The organism is Legionella cherrii (genome assembly GCF_900635815.1).
Lineage (GTDB): Bacteria > Pseudomonadota > Gammaproteobacteria > Legionellales > Legionellaceae > Legionella > Legionella cherrii.
This window is the reverse complement of the sequence record NZ_LR134173.1, coordinates 2,791,426-2,813,740: the sequence shown is the minus strand read 5'-3', so window position 1 is coordinate 2,813,740 and position 22,315 is coordinate 2,791,426. Positions and strand designations below refer to the sequence as shown.

Below are 22,315 nucleotides of genomic sequence, written 5' to 3'. Positions count from 1 at the left end.
CGGCAGGGATCTGTGATTTTCGCGACTGAATCACATGAGTTTAAAATAATAGACGATCCCATCCAAAAATAGCGCAAAAATACAAATAACCCAGTAGGATAGAGGAAATGTAGGAGGATAATATTCAGATTGTTTGTGTAGACCCACATCATCGATCGATAAAATAATACTGAATAAAACTAAAGCTGGGAAAACAATTGGAAAACCGCCCAATTGCATCAGTGTCACACTACAAATTATTCCAATCAAAAAATAACGAAAAAATCTCTTTAAGCCAAAGTGAATTATTTGCATATTATTTTTCATAGTGCACCCGTCATGGCTAAATAGAGTAAAACGAAAAGAAACAATCCAATAGCAAGGGTAAAAGTCCAGCTGAGTAAATAGGCATACATAGGGGTAAAAGAGGGTAAAAATTCGCCTGTTTTTTTTGCAATAACCAAATCATGGAGTGCAAGTACACCACTCAACTGAATTAAGAAAGGCAGGATAATCGTCAAAAAAAGAGGAAAAAACGTGACACATCCTGCAAAGGTACCCACTAACAGATAACGTAAAAATCGTTTGATAAAGTATTTTATATAATCAAAAGTTTTTGGATCTCGCATCGTTTGTGAGTCGATTCTTTCAGCAATATTCAAAGAATATCATATTTTTAATCAAGGTGGTGAACTTGCTTTGTTGATTCTTTATTCTACGCTTTAGATAAGAGGATTGAATTGGAGTCGGCATGCGCAGGGTCATTTTAGCAGCATTGCTGGTAGTGAATACTGCTTTTGCAGGTGAAGAGATTGTTGGTTTTGCAGCATATCAAAATGGAGATTACTCCACTGCTTATCCCTATTTAATGAAGTCCGCAAGGGATGGAAATCCGGAGTCCATGTATTTAATTGGTCGTATGAACCAATATGGTGAAGGTATAACTAAAAATTATACTGAAGCCATCAGTTGGTATCAAAAATCAGCAGATAAAAATAATCCGTTAGCACAACTCAGTCTGGGCTTTATGTATGACCTAGGACAAGGAGTAAAGCAAAATTTTCCAGAAGCGTTTAAATGGTACATGAAGTCCGCCATGCAAGGAAATGCGATTGCGCAGAGAAATATCGGTCTAATGTATGTGACTGGTGATGGTGTGAAACAAAATAAAAAGACTGCATTCGAATGGTTCGAAAAATCTGCAAAACAAGGATACAGTAAAGCGCAAGTGAATCTTGCTTATGCTTATATTGTTGGTGAAGGAACAGCCAAAGATGTAAACAAGGCTTTATATTGGTATCAAAAGGCTGCGGATCAGGGAGATGTCCGTGCCGAGTATAGTCTTGGTCTTTTGTATACTGGACAACAATCAGGTGTTGCCCAAGACGACAAATTAGCATTTTACTGGTTTTCCCAAGCAGCTAATCAAGGACACGTCAAAGCAGAGACTTATTTGGCTTACTACTATCTTAAAGGATATGGTGTTGAAGCCAATCCAGAAAAAGCCGCATACTGGTACCAAGCTGCGGCACTTAGTGGTCAACCTGAGGCACAAGCTGAAATTGGGCAATTACTCCTCACTGGAACAGGAATTGATAAAGATTACCAACAAGCTGCATACTGGTTTACCAAGTCTGCCGCACAGGGAAATCCTGTTGGGCAGGCTAAATTAGGCTATATGTACCTTGCGGGATTGGGTGTCGATAAAGATTGGATTAAAGCGTATGCCTTGTTTAAAATTGCAGCACAAAATAAAAATGAGGAAGCAATAAAAGAGTTGAAGATGTTGAAAAATAAACTCTCCGATGCAGACGTTAAAGCAGGTAATGATTTAGCCAAAGAAATTATTCAAAACAATAATTTTAAGATACCTCAAAAAGAAGAATAGCATTGTTTACAACAATGTGTTACCACCAACAGGGTAAGGGCTCTCCAATGGGCGGTATCAGTTTTATTAAAATAGGTTCAAACCAGCTGATTCTTCCCCCTCAATTCCTCTAAGGCAAACCACATCCCGAACTGGGTGAAGGGTCGTCAAGAGCTTACCTGAGTCGCAGCAGATTGTTCGTCGTCAACTCATACGATAAAGTGGTCCTAGTACACATTGAAACTTTGTCGAAGCACATTCACCGATATTTTTTCATTTTTATCTTTGGTTCTTTTAAATAAAGTAAATACGGTAAGATTTAGATTATCGCTCGTAGCATAAGCGACACCGAGAAAGTAAGAGCTCTCTAAAGTTATCTGATCAGTAGCTATGTCAAGTTTTTTGAGTAATTCCGAGATTTTTTCTAAGTCTTTAATCCCACTTTCTTTTCTTATCTTGATTAATTCATTGAGTTGGTCTTCCTTCATGCCGCTGCTTAGTGATTTGAGTACTTTCATTGGAGCAGTATTGATGTTAATGGGTGTAGCTTCGGGTAATGCGGTAACTAAAGGTTCTAAGGATAAATAAAGCGGCGCACTCACATCTTTAATTAGACGCAATTCGGACTTACTGCTCATCAGTTGATGGCTGGGGTAGTAGGGCGGTTTTTGGTTGACATAATAAGATAAATAATTGTCCTTACCCCGCGCGAGGTCATAAGCAGAGAGCCAATCATTAATTGCTAAGGCTAATTTCACTTTTTCTGACTCACTATTCTGTGGTATGGCAGTTCCGATAAGGTTTATAAAACCTAACATCGATTTTCGATTTCCTAAATTATTAATATTGTATTGAGCTTGTAAATCATAAAGTGCCCCCTTTACCGCGACGTTGCTATAGATATTTTCCATATTCGCGGGATAGAGACTGACAATTCCTTGGGGAGTTGCTTTAATCAATTTATTTTTTTTATCAGCTAATTGACCTAGCCCCCAAAAAGTAACTGCTTGTGAAGCAAGATAAAGCCTGTCGTGCGTGATTATAAGTCGAGTACGGTAAATATCTAATTGCACTTTGGTGCTCATTGCAGTGGCTACAATGGCAACTAGAGTCATAATAAACAGAGCGGTGAGTAGGGCACTACCTTTTATCCTTTTAGCCTGCTGCATAAACTGCACCCGGTACAATAAAAAGCAAATTGATCTCGCCCTGGTCTTGCAAAGTCATATTTACTTGTATGGCTTTGGGAAAAGGCTCTTTACGCTGGTTTAGGGCTACAGCTTGTTCCCTCCATTCAGGCAGTACTTGTAAATTTTGATTTAAATAACCGAAATGACAATGAGTAAGGCGATTCAGTAACGGCTTATCCTCATAGATATCTTGATTCATTCTATCGAGAGTACTCCAAGTTCTGCGGATTAACGTTCCTTGTTGACAAATATAAGCAACTCGCTTTAGCGTGCTGCGTTTTTCAAGGCTACCTGGATTGACATCTCCATCACGAGTGAATTCGAGAGTGTTCGTTTGTCCCACAAAAGCTGGCGCCAATTGCATGTCATTACTGCGAATAGGGCGCTCCACTATTTGACTTGTATCCTGTTGAATAAGGCTTATCGCAAGTTGCAGTTCATTTAAGCGTTCACTTTGTTCATTGACTCGAGCGCGTGTTGTGAATGCGTTATACAAAACGGAAGAAGTAATTGTTGCCAGAATGGCAAATACGGCAAGTGCGATTAAAATCTCAATGAGTGTAAAACCTTTAAGCGCTGAAGATGGGGTATTTTTTTTCATGATACATACCGGAATGCTTGCAGTTCCTCTCTAAAAGGTCCTGATTTTTCAGTGCTCACTGAAATGACAATTTTTTGAATGTTCTTTTGTGGCGTGGAACTGACACTTGCTCGCCAGTACCAGTGCTCATTCAACATCGTTGTATCCTGGGTGGTTTCCTGGCTTTGATTAATCTGCAATAAATTGAGTTGAATCATGGCTACCCCTTGCATAGCGATCCAATGACTCACGGTCTTTTCTTTAACACGACGAGTTGTTTCTACATTTTGGGATATTGCTTTCAACAGTGCAGTTAATGCAATCGCTATTATAGAAAGTGCTAATAATACTTCGATTAGTGTGAAACCTGATTTGCGGTCTTGAGCACTCATTTAGTGGGCACCAAATTAAGTTGTAAGACTCCATTCCGCTTACCAATCAGTGATGCTAGGTTAGGGTCTTGTTTGCTGCCAAAATTCAAAGTGAAAGGGGTCATATCACCAGAGGCAGATATAATAATGGCAGGGGTTCCTGGTGGGGTAACGTGATTGGTTTTCAAAGTAATATGTGTGTCTTGGGGAAAATAAGTCATTTTAAACACTCCTTTTTCGGAAATAGGCTTCCATAGAGCGTTGTTGAGTTGCAGAACCTGATAACTGGCATTATCAATACGCAAACCAAGCGTGCTGGTTTCCAAAATAGCCTGTTGCTGAGCTAAACGAAGTGTATTAGCTAATTGTTCTACAGAAAACAAGATGCGTCGATTTTCACCGAAATCACCAAAAGCGATTAAGGCAAAACCAAAAGTTATGCCTATAATCACTAAAACAATCAAGATTTCAATCAGGGTAAAACCTTGATTATGTCTATTTTTTCTCATCCCAATTACCAATTTCGGCATTAATACCCGTACCTCCAGGTTGTCCTTCAGCACCATAGGTAAATACATCGACATCACCATGTTGACCAGGATTTAAATAAAGATAATCTCGGCCCCATGGATCTTTGGGCAGTGACTTAAGATATTGTTTCCAATTATTCGGTGTTGGATTTGAGGTGGGTTTCTCAACAAGCGCCATCAAGCCTTGATCGGTGGTTGGGTAATTACCATTATCAAGCTTATACAGATCAAGAGCATTTTGTATTGCAAGTACGTCTTGTTTTGCCTTTACTTTTCGTGCCTCATCGGGACGTCCCATAATTTTAGGTACAACTATAGAAGCTAGGATACCTAATATAACCACTACTACCATGATTTCAATTAATGAGAAACCTTTTTGTCGATTCATTTTTACTCCAATTTAAATGCAGACTGATTGTAACTTTAAGTAATTAATTGCTCCATTGAGAAAATAGGTAACAACGTAGCAAGCACAATAAACAAAACAATTGCACCCATAAACAAAATCACCATCGGCTCTAATAATGTCAGGGAAGTATCAATTATTCGTTTTACTTCATTATCCAGATGGACTGCTGCGCGTTCCATCATATTTGATAATTGGCCACTTTTCTCACCGCTGGCAATTAAATGGATTGCCATGGGGCTAATATAACCTGTTTCTTTTAACGCTTCATTAATACCACATCCTTCCCTAACTTTAACTGCAGCAGCATCAAAAGCTTGTCGCATAACGATATTAGTTACTAAACTCGCTGCAACACGCATTGTTTCCAGAACGCTCACACCTGCTGCGAAAAGTATACCAAAAGTATGGATATAACGCGAAACATTAACCGTTTTTACTAAATACGAAACGATGGGTAATTTCAATAAGAATCGATGCCAAAATAGTTTAATTTTTTCATTGGCAAGACTTTTTTTAAAGCCAATAAAAATCAGAATAATGCCTAGCAAAGTATAGAGGCCATAATTTTTAATGAAATGGCTAATATGAATTAATATGAGTGTCATTTCAGGAAGCGTTTGTCCTCCACTGGTGAAGACTTCAATGATTTTAGGAACTACAAAACTGAGCAAAAAGCAAATAATAGCAATTGAAACGAGGATCATAATGAACGGATAAATCAATGCTTGCTGAACTTTTTGGCGGGTTTGCTGTTGATTTTCAGTATAATCAGCTAACTTTTCTAAAACCACATCAAGGTGCCCAGTTTGCTCACCGGCACCCACTGTAGCTCGATACAATTCGGGGAATGCATGTGGAAATTGGCCCATAGCTTGCGCTAATCCATAACCTTCCAGCACTTTGGCACGAACACCAATAATCAGTTCTCTTACTTTGTCTTTTTCTGTTTGCTCGCTAACCCCACGCAACGATTCTTCGACGGGAATGCCAGCAGCAAGCAATGTAGCTAATTGACGTGTGAATAGGGCAAGATCTGCAGCAGAAATTTTGCCTTTGGTATTGCTCCCTGAACGTTGCTGGGTTAGCACGCGGATTTGGGTTGGAATTAATCCTTGATCCCGCAAAAGCTGGCGCGCATGACGTTCAGAATCAGCTTCCAGTACCCCTTTGGTTGCGTTGCCGCTTTTTTGAAGCGCCTGATATTGATAAGCACCCATAATTTTTTATGGTTTATGTGAAAACATAGAGTGTAATCTATTGGGTTTAATAAGTCACTTAAGGTACACTATATACCCAGACTATCCTGGAGAGCAATAATGAGCAAAAATACAGTACAAGAGGCTATTAAAGAGCATGATGTCAAATTAATTGATCTGCGATTTACCGACATTCGTGGTAAAGAGCAGCATATCACCATTCCAGTTTCAGCCGTAGATGACGATTTTATAGAAAATGGAAAAATGATTGATGGGTCTTCATTTAAGGGTTGGCAAAAAATACATCAGTCTGATTTGGCTCTTATGCCTGATTTGGAAACAACCAAACTGGATCCGTTTTTTCAAGACAATACTTTATTCATTCGATGTAATGTAGTTGATCCTAAAACCATGATGGGATACGAGCGTTGTCCTCGATCACTGGCTTTACGTGCTGAAGCTTATTTGCAATCTACTGGTATTGCAGACACCGCTCTTTTTGGACCTGAGCCAGAATTTTTTGTTTTTGACAGCGTGCAGTGGGAAACAACCATTGGCGGTGCTTTTTATAAAATCGATTCAGAAGAAGCACAATGGTATTCAGGAAAAGAATTAGAAGGTGGAAATATTGGCCATCGCCCTCCAATAAAAGGCGGGTATTTTCCTGTTCCTCCAGTAGACTCTTCCCATGATATGCGTTCTGCAATGTGTCTCACTCTTGAATCCTTGGGAATGGTAGTTGAAGCGCATCATCATGAAGTGGCCACTGCAAACCAATGCGAAATTGCTACTCGATTTAATACATTGACTAAGAAAGCAGATGAATTGCAGATATTAAAATATGTAGTTCATAATGTAGCCCATAATTATGGGAAAACAGCTACTTTTATGCCTAAACCTCTGGTTGGTGATAATGGAAGCGGGATGCACTGTCATCAATCGTTAACTAAAGATGGGGTTAATCTGTTTTCTGGCGATCAATATGCTGGGCTTTCAGAAACCGCGCTTTATTACATCGGTGGAATCATCAAGCATGCGCGTGCTTTAAACGCATTCACGAATCCATCAACCAACAGTTACAAACGGTTAGTACCAGGCTTTGAAGCGCCAGTTCTGTTAGCTTATTCTGCAAGAAATCGATCTGCTGCGATTCGAATTCCGCATGTGAACAATCCTAAAGCGCGTCGTATTGAGGTACGTTTCCCCGATCCTACTGCAAACCCTTACTTAGCATTTGCCGCGATGATGATGGCCGGCTTGGATGGAATCCAACGAAAAATTCATCCTGGTCATGCAATGGATAAAGATCTCTATGATTTACCACCAGAAGAGTTGGTTGATGTACCCACAGTATGTGCCTCTTTGGAACAATCCATGGAAAATCTGAAGATGGATTATGATTTCTTGATACAAGGTGATGTATTTACCCAAGATTTCATTAATAACTACATCAGCATGAAGGAAGAGGAAATTAGCAAAATAAGAAGTTTGACTCATCCTTATGAGTTTGAGTTATATTACAGCCTTTAGGACTAAATGGTGATGAATAAATTTTTTGTTTTTCTATCATTGATGATAGTGATTTGCGCATCTTATGCGCAAATTTACAAATGGACTGATAGTCAGGGGAATGTACATTTCAGTGATACCCCGCATGAGGGGGCTGAGATTGTAAACATTCCTGATGCACAAAGTTTTTCATCACCAGCCCCATCGACTGCACCAACACCACCATCATCTGAACATGAGAGTCACACGGTAAAGTTAAAGCATACTTATACAAAACTAGCGATTGCTCAGCCTCAATCGGGTACAACCATTCGTAATAATCAGGGTTTTGTTGCGGTGACTGTAGAAGTAGAACCTGAGTTATTTCCTGGAGATAAATTACAGCTGTTATACGATAACGGTGCCCTTGGCGAACCTCAAAGAAATCCTGTGTTTGAAATAAATGGTATGTATCGAGGAACCCATACTTTGGCAGTGCAAGTTTTGGATGCAGATGAAAATGTGATTGAAACAAGCGATCCAATAACTATTTATGTTTTTAGACCACGGGTAGGCATGGTTCCCGGTGGTGGAGCACGTTAGTTTGTTTACAGTTGTCTATTTTGGTGCAAGATAACGCATTGTAAAACAGACCCTAAATTTGGGGGATTAATTATGTTAATTTTATTATCACCAGCAAAAAAATTATTAAATAGTTTTAAGCCATATACTGGAACTACATCCAAACCAACATTTGCGGATAAAACAAATATTCTTGTGAAACTGATGAAAACGAAATCAGCTAACGAGATAGCTGCTTTGATGGATTTATCTAAAGATTTGGCTGAATTAAATTATAATCGTTATCAATCTTTTGACTTAGAAGAAAAAGTGCTGTCACACTCATATCCCGCTTTATTTTTATTTCAAGGAGATGTTTACCAAGGTTTAAAAGCTACCAGTTGGGAGCAAAAGACTGTGGAATATTCACAAAATCACTTGCGAATATTATCTGGTCTTTATGGCTTATTGAACCCATTGGATAGTATTCAGCCCTATAGGCTTGAAATGGGCGTACGTTTAGAAAATCCTTCAGGCAAAAATTTATATGATTTTTGGCAGGAAACAGTGACTCATTCACTCAATCAACAATTAGCAAATCAAAAGAATCCCGTTTTGATTAATCTTGCTTCTACGGAGTATTTTAAAGCTGTGGATGAAAAAAGATTAGATTATCCTGTTGTTACTATCAATTTTTATGAAAAAAAGAATGAGCAACTGAAAATGATTGGTATCCATGCTAAAAAAGCTCGCGGAACGATGGCAAAATTTCTGATGCAAAATCAATTTGATGATTTGACTCATCTGAAGCAATTTAATGAGTTAGGCTATAAATTCCATGAGCCGACTTCAACTGATCAGCATCTTGATTTTGTAAGAGATACCCATTAAAAAAATAAATAATGGATCCAAGTTGCTCACAGGCAGGCCCGATACGAGGTTGACCGTGGCCCAACCCACAGCTAATTCAGCTTTGAAGCGTGGATTAGCGTATAATCCAGGCTAAAATTGGCACAGGCTACCAATATAATTTGATATTTAATCTATGTGGAATTTATCCAGTCGAGTACATCGTTTAAATCATTTTCCCAATAATGAAGTGAATTGCTATGTTAAGCGGGATGATGAGTTAGGGTGTGGGATTAGTGGTTCAAAGCTGCGTAAGTATGCCAGCCTTTTCCCTTTTTTAATTGAGCAGGGGATACAGCATTTAATTATTATTGCTGGACCCCAATCCAATAATTTACTTGCTGCTTTGCAATTGGCTAGAGAGTTTCATTTAAAAGTGACGGCATTTCTAATTAAACCCTGGAAATTAGAGCTGCAGGGAAATTATAAATTAAGTCGTCTATTTCTTGACGAGGATGAAATCGTTTGGATTAGTCGCGATCAGTGGTCACAAGTTAATGAATTGGCATATCACCATCTACTCAGCTTAAGGGAAAAAGGGTTTGTTTTACAAGAAGGAGCAAGTGTTCCGGAGGCAATGAGCGGGGCATTGACCCTTGCTGATGATATTATTTTAAATGAACAAACTTTAGGTTTCAAATTTCAACATATTTTCATTGATGCCGGTACAGGTTTTTCTGCTGCTGGACTCTTAAATGGATTGAATCGCTCCCGTCATCCAGCACATGTTCATGTATTGTTACTCGCGGATAACGAATCAATATTTCGTTGTAAGTTAAAGCAATGGATTGGATCCATTCCCGAACAGGTTGTTTGCTTTTATCCAACTACAGCGAAAGCTTTTGGTTCTGTAAATCAAACCATTAAAAATGAAGTCAGACGTGTGGCCCGAGAAGAGGGCATTTTGGTTGATCCAATCTATGCAGCAAAACTCTTCTATGAGTCAAGGAAATACATCGAAACCCAACACTTAAGGGGTAATGCCTTAATCATTCATTCTGGCGGCACATTAACGATGCCTGGATTTAATTACTAGGGGGTAGTTGAATTGTCAACAGCCCTTTGGAGCTCAAATGATAATTTCATTTCATTTGCCCCTTGAAATTTATTAACTCAAACCCTATATGAGAAACATCATCATAAAATGTGTAACAAGGAGATTAGGTAAATGTCGAATAAGCAACAAACTATGGGCTTTCAAACAGAAGTAAAGCAAATGTTGCATTTGGTAGTGCATTCGCTTTATAGCAACAAAGAAATATTTTTACGTGAATTAATTTCTAATGCTTCCGATGCATTAGACAAATTGCGATTTTTGGCTTTATCAAACAACACACTTTATGAAAATGATTCCGATTTAAAAATTACCGTTGAGGTTAATGAGAAACTAAAAACGATAACGATTAAGGATAATGGCATCGGTTTAAGCTGGGATGAGGCAGTGGAGAATTTAGGGACCATTGCGAAATCAGGTACTAAAGAATTTATGAGCCATTTAACGGGTGAAAGTGCAAAAGATTCACAGTTAATTGGACAATTCGGTGTAGGATTTTATTCCGCATTTATTGTTGCAGATAAAGTAACCGTAAAAAGCCGACGCGCCGGGATGAAGCCTGAAGATGGAATCGTTTGGGAGTCTAATGGTGAAGGTGAATTTACCATTGGTTCTGAAAATAAAGCAACACGCGGCACCGAAGTTACTTTACATATCAAAAAAGATGATGATGAGTTCCTGAGTAATTGGCGTTTACGAAGTATTATCAGCAAATATTCAGACCATATTTGCTGGCCTATCGAGATGAAGAAAATATCTCAGGATGATAAAGAGTCAAATGAATATGAAACTGTCAATAAGGCAACTGCCTTGTGGACAATGCAAAAATCAGACATTACTGATGAAGAGTACAAACAACTCTATAAGCACATTTCCCATGATTTCCAGGATCCACTCATTTGGTCACATAACCATGTTGAAGGAAAGAATGATTATATTTCTTTACTTTATATTCCTGCGCATGCACCGTTTGACTTGTGGCAACATGAAGTGAAGCATGGCTTAAAACTTTATGTGAAACGTGTTTTTATTATGGATGACGCCACTCAATTTTTACCTCGTTATCTGCGTTTCGTTAAAGGTATTGTTGATGCAAGCGATTTGCCACTGAATGTCTCCCGAGAAATTTTACAAGACAACAAGCAAGTAGAGAGCATACGTTCCGCATGTACCAAACGTGTTTTATCCATGCTTGAAAAAATGAGTACTCAGGATAAAGAAACGTATCAAAAGTTTTGGAATGAATTTGGATTGGTTTTGAAAGAAGGACCCATTGAAGATTTTACCAATAAAGAAGCGATTGCTAAATTACTACGTTTTGCGACAACTGCAAACGATTCTGAGAAGCAAGATGTGACTTTAGATGAGTATATAAGTCGTATGAAAGAAGGCCAGGATAAGATTTATTATATTACTGCCTCCAGCTACAATGCGGCTAAGAACAGCCCTCATTTAGAAATCTTTAGGAAAAAGGGAATTGAAGTCTTATTACTCAGCGACAAAGTGGATGAGTGGTTGGTTGGTTATTTGAGCGAATATGCTGGCAAGAAACTTCAGTCTATCTCCAAGGGTAAAGTTGAATTAAATGATGAATCAAGTGAGCAAATAAAAGAGCAAGAAAAAACGCTTGAACCTTTGCTAAAACATATTAAGCAAGTCTTAGAGACGCAAGTAAAGGATGTCATGGTTACAAACAGGTTAACTGATTCACCCGCTTGTGTTGTTGCTGATGAGCAAGATATGGGCTTAGAAATGCAACGTATTCTGCAGGCTGCTGGTCAACAAGTACCTACGAGCAAACCTGTTTTCGAAATTAATCCAGATCATGCATTAATTAAACGTTTACATGATATCCAAGATGATGATTTATTTAAGCTATGGGTCACCATGTTGTTTGAACAAGCCGTTTTAGCTGAGGGTGGTCAACTCGATAATCCAGCGGATTTTGTCAATCGAGTCAATAAGCTGCTGGTTTCAACGGCAGTTTAGAAGTAATTTATATAGCCTGGGTACGGTGTGGCTGAATCCAGGCTATATCTTTTTCAGTGATTATGAAAGATGCAGCTAATCGCAGTAAAAATGAGTTGAAGTTTTTGAATTCTTTTCTATTAAAATTAAACTCTTGAGTGTTGTGCCTTGATATTGAGAGTTCCTTTCAAAATGACAAGTACAATCTATCAGACAAGAATCGAATGACGAATCTTGTGAGTTTAAGAAGAGATTAAATTTTTGTGTGAAATGGAAGAGCAAAATGCTTTGTTGAAAACTATGGGAGAAACTGTGCAAGCAATTGAATCTCTTGTTGTATAAGCCAATTTTTCAAAACATCATCGTTTTGTTGCGCTTAGTTCCAGAAAGTAAGATTCTTATCCTTCTTTAAAGTCCTGGGAAATGAGATTCACTTTCCCAGGATTCCGTAGCGATTATGCGTAGGGAAGAACTAATACAGTTGTTCCTACATCAATGAAATTCTCATTAAGCCATTTTGCCGCCCCGGGTAAAACACGAATACAGCCATGGCTGCTGTTGTATTTTGGTACTTCATAAGCCGCATGGATTGCATAACCGTCATGGAAATGCATGCAATAAGGCATTTTGGCTCCTCCTATCACATGGCCATCACGAGCAATAGGATATTCATTCGATTTGCAGTCCGCTCCCTTTTTATTGAACACATGGAAGGTTCCTGTAACTGTTCTACATGATTCGTGAATGTCATCACAATAATCCATTCCGCCCGAGGCACTACCGGTCATAACTCTGTTTCCTTGCGCATCATAAGCTGCCCATGCATAAGCTTTTGGATCAAAAACAAAGAGTTTTTTCCCTTGAACATCTCGTTTCATAGGAAAAACTGTGCGGCCACGTTTGTCGTCTTGATAGGGCGTTGTGTAATGCAAGTTACCTGCATCATCTGCAATGACATCAGGTTTATCAGTGACACAGGAAGTTAATAGTAAGCCAATTAGAGGGGTTAGATAGATTATTTTTTTCATTACAAATCCTTAAAAGCTGGTTTACCTATTACAAAAAAAAGGCTCGATATTCGAGCCTTTTTAGCATAATTAATATTTATTATTCATCAGTTAAGCGAAAATATTTAGTTCCAAAATATCTTTGGAGTTTCTTACGGATGGTGCCACGGCTAATACCTAGCATCTTAGCAGCTTGTAGTTGATTGCCACGACGTTTTTCCATAACTGCTTGCAGTAATGGAGGCTCAACCTCAGATAATATCATGTCGTAAAGATCATCAATGTTTTTGGTCTTGTTTTCAGCAAGAAAACGAGTGACTAGATTGTAGACTAAATCTTGTAGACCTTGGTCTTGTTTAGTCATGCTTAGAGTAGTATCAGGTGTTTCAATGACAGTCATCTTAACTTCCTTATTATTAATTAAATCACACATTCCAATTGCTAACATTTAAAATGAAAGCAAAATTAATTGTACATGAAGGATAATTGATATTCTATATTTTTAAGAGAAAACTATGCATTATTTTCAAGCAATTCATTCACCACAAGACTAAATAATGAGCGATCGGATTTTTCTGAGGACAAAGATTTCTTTACCTTGGTTAATTGCGAAATCATTTTTGTAGGTTGCTCGGGATCATTATAAAAAAGATCAATATATCGAGTTAATTCATGAGCATTACAGTCGTATTGTAAAAACTCAGGCACGATCATTTTATTCGCCAAAAGATTACACAGACCAAAAAATTTTACTCGAATAAACCTCATCGCTAATACGTAGGAAAGAAAAGAAGATTTATAAATAATACACATAGGTTTTTCTAATAAGGCACACTCAAGAGAGGCCGTACCTGAAGCAACAATGATGAAATCCGCAGCAGCCATACAATTTATTGCTTTTCCTTGGACAAAGCTAATCGATAACTTCATATCCGAAAAATAATGTTTGATCGTTTCTGGATTAATTGTATCTGCAATAGGGATTACAAAATGTAAGTTAGGATAACGTTGCTGCAAAATTTGAGCCGTATCACGCAGTATGGGCATATGATATTTGATTTCATTAGTGCGACTTCCAGGAAGAAGCGCAAAAATGTTTGCGTCCTGAGGGAGACCTAGAGCTGTACGTTGAGCATGGCTCGAGTCAACGGATGTTATTTTTTCTACTAAGGGGTGGCCAACAAAATTTACTGGAACTTGGGCTTTTTCATATAAAGCTTTTTCAAACGGCAAAATAACTGCCATTTGGTCAACGCATTTTTTGATTAGATGAATACGATTTGCTTTCCATGCCCAAATTTGTGGACTTATATAATAAACAATTTTAAGACCTAATTTTTGTTTTGCATATTTAGCCAGCCTCAAATTAAAGCCTGGGTAATCTACAAGAATAAGTAAATCTGGTTTTTGTTGGTTTAAATGCTTTTTAATGGCGATAAATGCCTTACGAATTACATTAAGGTGGCGAATAACAGCTGTAAGTCCTGTTACTCCAAAGCGTGCTAAATCAGAAATTATTTGCGCTCCGGCTTCTTGCATATGCTGACCACCAATCCCACTAATCTCTATATCAGGATAAGTGGCTTTTAATTGCCGAATTAAAACGGATGCATGAACATCACCCGATTCTTCACCAGCAATAATGACAACTCGTTTAGATTTTTGCATGACGTTCAATTAAATTATTCTGAATGAGCGAAGTAATTGTCTCAGCGGTTTCAAGCGCGAGACGGCCATCTTCACCAGTAACCAATGGAATACTGTCTTCTTCAATGCACCTGATGAACGATTTTATTTCTTCAAGCAAGGCGTCACTTTTTTCAAATTCTTTTTCATCACGAATGATATCAGGAACGCCAGGAAACAGTTCATTATTTCCTTTTTTAAAAACGGCAAATTTTTTGTGCTGATAATCGATTGAAAGATACGAATTAGGCTGAAATATTCTTGTCTTACGTTCCGTCTTAAAGCTTACTCGACTCGCTGTGATATTGGCGACGCACTGATTAGCAAATGTAATATGGGCATTGGCAATATCGATTGCATTAGTAACTACTGGTGTGCCGTGGGCTTGGATTGAGACAATAGGGCTTTTTACTATATTTTGAATTAAATCGATGTCATGAATCATAATATCGAGAATCACATTAACATCTGCACCACGAGGATTAAATGGAGCTAAACGTTCTGATTGAATAAATAAAGGCGTATCTAAATATTCATCTAAAGCGAGTCGTGCAGAGTTAAAGCGTTCGAGATGCCCAACTTGCAATTTGACATGGTTTTTCTTGGCGAGTTGAATTAATTCTTCTGCCTGAGCTATTGTTTCAGTGATTGGCTTTTCAATTAACACATGGATGCCATGTTCCAAGAATGCTTTGGCAATATCAAAATGCTTATTGGTCGTGGCGGCAATGCTTACTGCATCAACTTTGCCAAATAAGTCGCGATAATCGCTATAGCCTGGGACATCCAACTCTAGTGATACGCTCTCGACTGCTGTCTGATTCAGATCGCAAACCCCAATTAACTCGGCATTTGGAAGGAGTTTATATTTTTGTGCGTGAAATCTACCTAAATAACCTACACCAATTACTGCGCAACGAATTTTACTCATTAATGTCTATATGTTAATTATTTGTGCGAATGATCGCATTTCCTGGATGATAAATCAATTTTAAAAGAGTATTATTAGCCGACCTTAAAGCCCAAGACTATACTGATTTAAAGAATGAGATAAATATTATGCTTATAGCTGGAGTTGATGAAGTAGGACGTGGTCCTTTGGCAGGTGCTGTTGTTACTGCGGCAGTTATTTTAAAAAAGCCTATAGCTGGTCTTGCAGACTCAAAAAAATTGAGCCCGAAAAAACGTGAATTGTTATCTGCGCAAATAAAAGAACAGGCTTTAGCTTATGCATATGGCAGGGCGGAAGTAGATGAAATCGATACGTTGAATATTCATCATGCTACATTACTGGCAATTCAACGAGCAGTTGAAGCTTTGCCAATCCAGCCCGATCAAGTATTAGTTGATGGCCTACATCTCCCCAAATTAAGTATTCCCTGCAAGGCAATTGTGGACGGTGATAATTTGATTCCTGAAATTAGTGCTGCTTCCATTCTTGCCAAAGTGTTCCGAGATGCGGAAATGAAGGCACTTGATGCGATTTATCCGGGATATGGTTTTGCTGAGCATAAAGGTTATGCAACAGTGGCACATCGGGAAGCATTAAATCGACTTGGCCCATGCATGATTCATCGTCGAAGTTTTGAACCAGTTGCCGTATTGCTGTAAAAATAAACTTAGCCTGAGTGGCGCAGCGTCCTTCACAGCTGAAATTCCCTTCATCCCGAGCGTAGCGATCTCCACGCAAGTAGCACAGTGCTATTCTATGGGAGATCGCTCGCTACGCTCGGGATGAAGGGACATCAGTGTAAGCTATTGAATAAAATCTTATGTGAGCTAATGGACATTAAGATCCCGAAACTCGCTAAAAAAGTAACCATTGCCGTACCACCGTAGCTGACTAAAGGCAAAGGGATACCAACAACTGGAATAATCCCCATAACCATGCCAATATTTACAAAACCCGACATAAAGAACGACATCGCAAGACTTGCTGCCAAGAGGCGAGTATATGTCGTTTGGGCATTTGAGGCGATATTTAGACTTCTTAGGGAAATTAAAACAATCAGTGCAATAATAGCGAACCCACCTGCGAATCCAAATTCTTCACTGGTTACTGCAAAGATAAAATCGGTTGCATGCTCAGGTAAAAAGTTAAGATGTGATTGGCTTCCTTGCAACCAACCTTTTCCAGCAAGACCCCCTGAGCCAATGGCAATTTTAGACTGTATAATATGATATCCTGATCCTAATGGATCTTGTTCCGGATCAAGCAGTGTATAAACGCGCTGTTTTTGATAATCATGCATGACATGCCAAACCACTGGAATCGCAGCGCCAACCAGGAGCATAATTAACAAAATCACCTTAAAACGAATTCCAGCTAAAAATACCACACATAAGCCAGCAGCAGCCACCATAATTGCAGTCCCTAAATCGGGTTGTTTGGCAATAAGAAGGGCGGGGACACAAATAATGAGCCCGGCGATGCTAAGCGATTTGAAACTACTGGGTCGAGTCTGGCGATCAAAGTACCATGCGGCCATCATCGGGACGGCCAGTTTCATTATTTCAGAGGGTTGAAAGCGAAATAAGCCCAATTCAAGCCAGCGCTGTGCTCCCTTCCCAATTTTACCCATGAGCATGACTGCAATTAGTAATGTTAACCCGACGCTATATATCCATGGAGTCCATATTTTATATTTATGAGGCGGGATAAAACCAAGCACAATCATGATGAGTGATGCAAAAATAAGTCTCATGGATTGACGTAAAATCATACCTGAATTGGCATTAGAAGCGCTGTATAATATTAAAAGACCAAAACTGATTAATACGAGCAACAACCCCAATAAAGGAAAATCTAAATGGAGTGATTTTGTGGTAAAACGATAAACGGGTTTACTGTGGCGTCTGTTCATGAGTTTTCATCGGATAAAGTTGATAGTAAGTATCGAGAACTTTGCGTGCGACCGTTGAGGCTGCAACATCATTTTCAACAACAACTGCAAGTGCAATTTCAGGCTCTTCAACCGGAGTAAATGCAATAAACAAGGAGTTATCGCGTAATGCTTCGGGAATGTCTTCATATTTTGCTTTTTCATATTGTCTACCGCTAAATACTTGTGCGGTACCTGTTTTCCCTGCAACAGGGTAGGGTGGATTACGTCCAAAGCGATAACCTGTACCTTCATTACTGGTTAATACACTATGCATTGCATCTGCAACAATATCCCAATTTGCCTCATCTTTAAGATAAATTGGGTATTCTTCAACAGGCTTATATTGTTTGACCTCACCACTATCGCTGTTCACGGTTTTCGTCAATAAATGAGGTCTAAATCGTTGCCCATGCTGGCTTAAAGAGGCTGTTGCATTAGCCATCTGTAGGGGTGTAGCCAGCATAAAACCTTGGCCTATAGCAGAAATTAAAGTATCCCCAGGATACCAAGGCACTCCTTTAGTTTGTTTTTTCCAACGCAAGCTTGGTACAATTCCTGATGCCTCTTCATAAAGATCAATATGGCTTAAATGGCCTAAACCAAATTTAACAAGCATGTCTTCAATATTGGAAATACCCATTTTATTTCCTAGCTGGTAAAAATAGGTATCACAAGATACAGTGATTGCACGTTTAAAATTAATCATTCCATGCCCTGTTTTTTTCCAGTCTCGGTAAATGTGGCTGGCCGTGGGAAGTTTATATCTTCCCGGATCATAAATGGTTGTTGCTGTGGTGATAAAACCTTTATCTAATCCTGCTAAACCCACAAATGGTTTGATTGTTGAGGCGGGCGGGTAGACACCTCGTACCGCACGATTGAATAAAGGTCTTTGTAAGGTATTAGAGAGTTTTTTATAATCTTTAGAACTTACACCGCCTACAAAAATATTAGGATCAAAACTAGGAGAGCTCACCATGGCCAAAACTTCTCCATTTTTGGAGTTAATCATGACTACGGCCCCTCGTTTGTCTTTTAGCGCTTCATATGCTGCTTGCTGGAGTCTGACATCGATACTTAAATAGAGTTTTGCTCCTGAACGAGGATTAATTTTATCAATGACCCTAAGTGTCCGTCCGCTGACGTCAGTTTCTACCATTTGGTATCCAACTTTGCCATGGAGTACATCCTCATAATATTTTTCGATACCCGCCTTACCAATAAAGTTTGTAGCCCGATAATTAGTAGGATCGACTGCTTTTAATTCCTCAATATTAATTCTACCGACATAACCCAAAACATGTGCCGTCATTTCGCCTAAAGGGTAATGGCGCATCAGGCGCGCTTTAATACTGACACCAGGAAAATGATATTGATTGATAGCAAAAAGCGCGACTTCTTCTTGAGTTAATTTTAACTTAATGGGTATGGGCACAAAGGATCGATTTTGTTTTCGAGTTCGTTTAAAGTTTTTTATATCTTCTTCAGAGATGGAAGGAATTAGTTTTTGTAGTTCGATTAAAGTTTTATCCATGTCTTTAACATGTTCAGGAATAATTTCCAGAACATAGACAGGAATATTTTCTGCAAGTAATACTCCATTTCTATCAAGAATTACTCCTCTAGGTGGGGCGATAGGAATAATACTCATTTGATTTTTTAAAGAGAGTGTTTGATATTTTTTGAATTCAGAGATTTGTAGAAAAGCGAGCCTTAAAACAAGAATTAAAGATAAAATAATAAGAAAGGCTACCAGCAGTTTAATTCTAAAGAGTTGGTGTTGGGATTCTGTTCGGTAATTATTAAAAGAATGATAACTCATTGACGCACTGTCAGTTAAGCAGGACTCAAAGATCTGCATAGTAACTTAAAATTTGACGGTTTACTAGCGTTGTAGCTCGGTGTAGCGCATTGGAAACCTGGTATGATGAGGTTTTATTTGTATCTTAAAATAGGGGAAGTCCAGTATAAAGAAAATTTGTTTAAAAAACCGCTCACCCCAACCCTCTCCCTAAAGGGGCGAGGGGATGCGGTCGCATGCTTAGGGGAGAGGGTTAGGGTTAGGGGGCAATAGTTTTACCCAAACAACATTTACTACTTATGATACGGATGATTGTTAATAATAGACCAGGCTCTATATAAGGTTTCGAGTAATACGATACGTACTAAGGGATGAGGAAGGGTGAGTTTGGATAAAGACCAACGTTCATCGCATAATTTTAGAATGTCTTTTGTAAGGCCTTCAGGTCCACCGATTAGAAAGCAGAGGTGGCTGGTTGTTTGATTCAACTGAGATATTTTAAGGGCTAACTCTTCACTACTAAACGTCTTACCTTCGATTTCTAAAGCAATAATTCGTGCGTTATTAGGTAAAGCCTCTTTCATTAAAGCAGACTCTTTTTCCATGATCCGCGTCAAGTCCGATGATTTGCTGCGACGAATTAGAGGGATCTCGATGATTTTTAGCTGAATCCCATCATTAAAGCGTTTGGCATACTCATTCGATCCTTCAGTAACCCAGTCGGGCATTTTATTACCTAAAGTAATGAGAGTAATTTTTAACATAATGAATGAATCAAAATATTTAGTCTTTGGAGTGTTCTTCCCACAGCCCCTCTAAATTGTAATATTGTCGGTACTCAGGCTGCATGACATGAACTATGAAGTCGCTAAAATCAATAAGAACCCAATCACCAGTTTCCAAACCGGTACAATTCATAGCAGGCGAGCCGTAAGCCTTCATATCTTCCATCATTTTTTGCGCTATGGCTTTGACATGGCGGGATGAACGTCCTGAAGCAATGATCATATAGTCAGTAATTGTTGTTTGCTTTCGAACATCAATTACTTTAACGTCAATGGCTTGGTTATCATCAAGTAGTTGTAATAGTTTTGTTAATATTGGATTTTGATCTGACATAAGTAAGTGAATCATTTATAAAAAGCGCTGAATGATAGCAGTATTTTCTCTATATAAAAAGGGTTGAAGCCGTTCGTATTGTTCTTTTAGATGTAATTGATTGAATTATCAAGAAACATCATCTTGTTTTTATTGATGGGATGAAATAAACGGGTCTTCTTTATTTCACCCCAAATAGGATTATTCAGTTAAGTGCACATGAGTTAATAAAAATTTAATCACTGCAAACAAAACCAAACAGCATAAAGCCGCAATAAACAGGATTCCCAGTTGTTGCGCAAACGCAGCGGCGTAGAGCGTTTTTAGTACCGTGATGTTTGTTTCCCCTGAAGGTATCGCCGTTAATGAGGCTAGCTTACCTGATAAAAATCCACCAATTCCTAAAGAAACGAAAAAGATCCCCATTAAAGTACTTACTTTATTCTTATCCGCTAACAAAGTAATTGCAGATAATCCTACCGGAGACAAAAGAAGCTCGGCTAATGAAAACATTAAATAAGCTGGAATGATTAAAAGTGGGGAAAGTAAGGCATTCTTGTCAGTGAAATTACTGACTAATGCAATCACAGCATAGGCTGCAGTGATGATAAATATAGCAAGTAGAAACTTTTTCCCAATACTTAAGCCACGTTCGATTAGGTTAAGTTTTGGATTTTTCTTTGCAAGAAAATATCCTACAAGTAACATACCTACACTTTGAATGGTCACATAATACGGTGCCGGGAATTGGATACCAAAAAATGTGGGTTCGACAACTCGTGAAATGAACAGAGTTAATGACATAAACATTTGAAAGTAAAAGGACCAAAATACCACCGAAATAATACACAATAAGCCAATGACCAGTGTTTGTCGCGATTGATTCGCATTTTCCCCGCTTACTGAGTATAAAATGTAACCGGCAGAGAATATGACAACCAGACCAAAAATAATATTGGCTAATTGTGGGGAATTCAGAATATAAAAAGATAATGACCACAGAAATACGATGAGCAAAGCAGCAGCAATGATCTTCTTATATTGAAAAACAAAAGGATTATAATCTCGGATGTTGTATTTTTTGATCCCATAAAAAAATACAAAAAAGGCAATGACCATGCCAATTGCAGCGCTGGTAAATGATGCGACCCAACCAAAATTCTCATTGAGAATACTGGGCAGAGTAGTTCCTAAAATAATACCGGTGGTAATTCCCATATAAAAAATGGTAAAACCACTCTCACGACGAGCAGAACTCATTAGATATTCATTACCCAACAGTGAAGAGATGTTGGGCTTCAGTAAGCCAGTTCCTACAGCAATCGCAGCCAGCGATGCCGTAAGCATCTTGGTGTTATCCACTAACGATAAGATGCAGTAGCTTAAAAAGAGCACAATGGCACCAAGTAAAACAGCTCTTTTTTGACCGATTAATTTGTCGGCTATCCATCCTCCGACTACAGGGGAAAGATAAGTCAATGCAGTAAACGAACCTACTAAGGCATAAACTTGTTTGTCAGGCCATTTAAAATGTAAGGCTAAATAAAGTGCTAAAAGAGATTGAACTACATAAAAACCATATCGTTCCCACATTTCAGTGGCAAAAAAAATACGGAGTGACTTTGGATGTTTTTCAGAGGAGGTATGCACTGTACTTACATGGTTTGTTAACGTAAGGCGAAGTATAACATAGAAGCTTAGGTATTAGTAGACAATATGTGCTTTTAATGGTCAAA

The 22,315-nt window shown here is 38.5% G+C and carries 24 protein-coding genes; 7 read left to right on the top strand and 17 right to left on the bottom strand.

Features of this window, described 5'->3' with window-relative positions; genetic code table 11:
- Positions 1–30 precede the first annotated feature (30 nt).
- Entirely contained in the window at positions 31–306 is a 276-nt protein-coding gene (locus tag EL022_RS11930) for a hypothetical protein (protein ID WP_028380348.1), read from the bottom strand.
- Positions 303–641 (bottom strand): hypothetical protein, encoded by a 339-nt coding sequence (locus tag EL022_RS11925; RefSeq protein ID WP_028380349.1) that lies wholly within the window; start codon positions 639–641, stop codon positions 303–305. Before EL022_RS11925 ends, EL022_RS11930 begins: the two co-directional genes overlap by 4 nt.
- Positions 642–730: 89 nt before the next feature.
- On the opposite strand from EL022_RS11925, the gene EL022_RS11920 reads away from it, so the two are divergent.
- A complete protein-coding gene (locus EL022_RS11920) occupies positions 731–1,867 on the top strand; it encodes a tetratricopeptide repeat protein (RefSeq protein ID WP_028380350.1) in 1,137 nt (378 codons plus the stop codon).
- Between the two features lie 206 nt (positions 1,868–2,073).
- On the opposite strand, the gene gspK is transcribed toward EL022_RS11920, so the two are convergent.
- The 6 genes from gspK to lspF are packed head-to-tail and all read right to left on the bottom strand — an operon-like array spanning position 2,074 to position 6,143.
- Positions 2,074–3,015: a type II secretion system minor pseudopilin GspK gene (gspK, locus tag EL022_RS11915; protein WP_028380351.1), complete on the bottom strand. Its 942-nt coding sequence runs from the start codon at positions 3,013–3,015 to the stop codon at positions 2,074–2,076.
- A complete protein-coding gene (lspJ, locus tag EL022_RS11910; RefSeq protein ID WP_028380352.1) occupies positions 3,002–3,637 on the bottom strand; it encodes a GspJ family T2SS minor pseudopilin variant LspJ in 636 nt (211 codons plus the stop codon). Before lspJ ends, gspK begins: the two co-directional genes overlap by 14 nt.
- The gene (gene lspI, locus EL022_RS11905) at positions 3,634–4,008 is read right to left on the bottom strand and encodes a GspI family T2SS minor pseudopilin variant LspI (RefSeq protein WP_028380353.1); all 375 of its coding nucleotides are present in this window, start codon (positions 4,006–4,008) and stop codon (positions 3,634–3,636) included. Before lspI ends, lspJ begins: the two co-directional genes overlap by 4 nt.
- Positions 4,005–4,496, bottom strand: coding sequence for a type II secretion system minor pseudopilin GspH (gene gspH, locus EL022_RS11900; RefSeq protein ID WP_028380354.1), 492 nt, complete (start codon positions 4,494–4,496; stop codon positions 4,005–4,007). The genes lspI and gspH overlap by 4 nt, the downstream gene beginning before the upstream one ends.
- Entirely contained in the window at positions 4,483–4,905 is a 423-nt protein-coding gene (gene lspG / locus EL022_RS11895; protein ID WP_028380355.1) for a GspG family T2SS major pseudopilin variant LspG, read from the bottom strand. Before lspG ends, gspH begins: the two co-directional genes overlap by 14 nt.
- A gap of 35 nt (positions 4,906–4,940) precedes the next feature.
- On the bottom strand, positions 4,941–6,143 hold the full coding sequence (gene lspF / locus EL022_RS11890; protein ID WP_028380356.1) for a GspF family T2SS innner membrane protein variant LspF: 1,203 nt from the start codon (positions 6,141–6,143) through the stop codon (positions 4,941–4,943).
- A gap of 99 nt (positions 6,144–6,242) precedes the next feature.
- Between lspF and glnA the strand changes: the two genes are divergently transcribed.
- From glnA to htpG, 5 genes are all read left to right on the top strand, one after another.
- A complete protein-coding gene (gene glnA / locus EL022_RS11885; RefSeq protein WP_028380357.1) occupies positions 6,243–7,652 on the top strand; it encodes a type I glutamate--ammonia ligase in 1,410 nt (469 codons plus the stop codon).
- Positions 7,653–7,664: 12 nt separating this feature from the next.
- Positions 7,665–8,213, top strand: a complete 549-nt coding sequence (locus EL022_RS11880) for a DUF4124 domain-containing protein (protein WP_028380358.1) — start codon at positions 7,665–7,667, stop codon at positions 8,211–8,213.
- A 72-nt stretch (positions 8,214–8,285) separates the two neighbouring features.
- Entirely contained in the window at positions 8,286–9,062 is a 777-nt protein-coding gene (gene yaaA / locus EL022_RS11875; protein ID WP_028380359.1) for a peroxide stress protein YaaA, read from the top strand.
- Positions 9,063–9,216: 154 nt separating this feature from the next.
- A complete protein-coding gene (locus tag EL022_RS11870) occupies positions 9,217–10,116 on the top strand; it encodes a pyridoxal-phosphate dependent enzyme (protein WP_028380360.1) in 900 nt (299 codons plus the stop codon).
- Positions 10,117–10,248: 132 nt separating this feature from the next.
- Complete coding sequence (gene htpG / locus EL022_RS11865; RefSeq protein WP_028380361.1) at positions 10,249–12,123, top strand: molecular chaperone HtpG; 1,875 nt, start codon at positions 10,249–10,251, stop codon at positions 12,121–12,123.
- 434 nt (positions 12,124–12,557) lie between these two features.
- On the opposite strand, the gene EL022_RS11860 is transcribed toward htpG, so the two are convergent.
- From EL022_RS11860 to EL022_RS11845, 4 genes are all read right to left on the bottom strand, one after another.
- A complete protein-coding gene (locus EL022_RS11860; RefSeq protein WP_028380362.1) occupies positions 12,558–13,130 on the bottom strand; it encodes a L,D-transpeptidase in 573 nt (190 codons plus the stop codon).
- A 79-nt stretch (positions 13,131–13,209) separates the two neighbouring features.
- Entirely contained in the window at positions 13,210–13,509 is a 300-nt protein-coding gene (locus tag EL022_RS11855) for a helix-turn-helix domain-containing protein (protein ID WP_028380363.1), read from the bottom strand.
- A gap of 113 nt (positions 13,510–13,622) precedes the next feature.
- A complete protein-coding gene (gene lpxB, locus EL022_RS11850) occupies positions 13,623–14,777 on the bottom strand; it encodes a lipid-A-disaccharide synthase (protein ID WP_028380364.1) in 1,155 nt (384 codons plus the stop codon).
- Complete coding sequence (locus tag EL022_RS11845; RefSeq protein WP_028380365.1) at positions 14,764–15,726, bottom strand: Gfo/Idh/MocA family protein; 963 nt, start codon at positions 15,724–15,726, stop codon at positions 14,764–14,766. The genes lpxB and EL022_RS11845 overlap by 14 nt, the downstream gene beginning before the upstream one ends.
- A gap of 128 nt (positions 15,727–15,854) precedes the next feature.
- Here EL022_RS11845 and rnhB point away from each other — a divergent pair, with 128 nt between their 5' ends.
- On the top strand, positions 15,855–16,406 hold the full coding sequence (rnhB, locus tag EL022_RS11840) for a ribonuclease HII (protein ID WP_028380366.1): 552 nt from the start codon (positions 15,855–15,857) through the stop codon (positions 16,404–16,406).
- Between the two features lie 134 nt (positions 16,407–16,540).
- Here rnhB and rodA read toward each other — a convergent pair whose 3' ends face one another.
- From rodA to EL022_RS11815, 5 genes are all read right to left on the bottom strand, one after another.
- A complete protein-coding gene (gene rodA, locus EL022_RS11835) occupies positions 16,541–17,659 on the bottom strand; it encodes a rod shape-determining protein RodA (RefSeq protein ID WP_028380367.1) in 1,119 nt (372 codons plus the stop codon).
- A complete protein-coding gene (gene mrdA, locus EL022_RS11830) occupies positions 17,640–19,502 on the bottom strand; it encodes a penicillin-binding protein 2 (RefSeq protein WP_028380368.1) in 1,863 nt (620 codons plus the stop codon). The genes rodA and mrdA overlap by 20 nt, the downstream gene beginning before the upstream one ends.
- A 272-nt stretch (positions 19,503–19,774) precedes the next feature.
- The gene (gene rlmH / locus EL022_RS11825) at positions 19,775–20,245 is read right to left on the bottom strand and encodes a 23S rRNA (pseudouridine(1915)-N(3))-methyltransferase RlmH (protein ID WP_028380369.1); all 471 of its coding nucleotides are present in this window, start codon (positions 20,243–20,245) and stop codon (positions 19,775–19,777) included.
- Positions 20,246–20,264: 19 nt separating this feature from the next.
- Positions 20,265–20,600 (bottom strand): ribosome silencing factor, encoded by a 336-nt coding sequence (rsfS, locus tag EL022_RS11820; RefSeq protein ID WP_028380370.1) that lies wholly within the window; start codon positions 20,598–20,600, stop codon positions 20,265–20,267.
- Positions 20,601–20,780: 180 nt separating this feature from the next.
- Complete coding sequence (locus EL022_RS11815; protein ID WP_028380371.1) at positions 20,781–22,229, bottom strand: peptide MFS transporter; 1,449 nt, start codon at positions 22,227–22,229, stop codon at positions 20,781–20,783.
- Positions 22,230–22,315 lie beyond the last annotated feature (86 nt).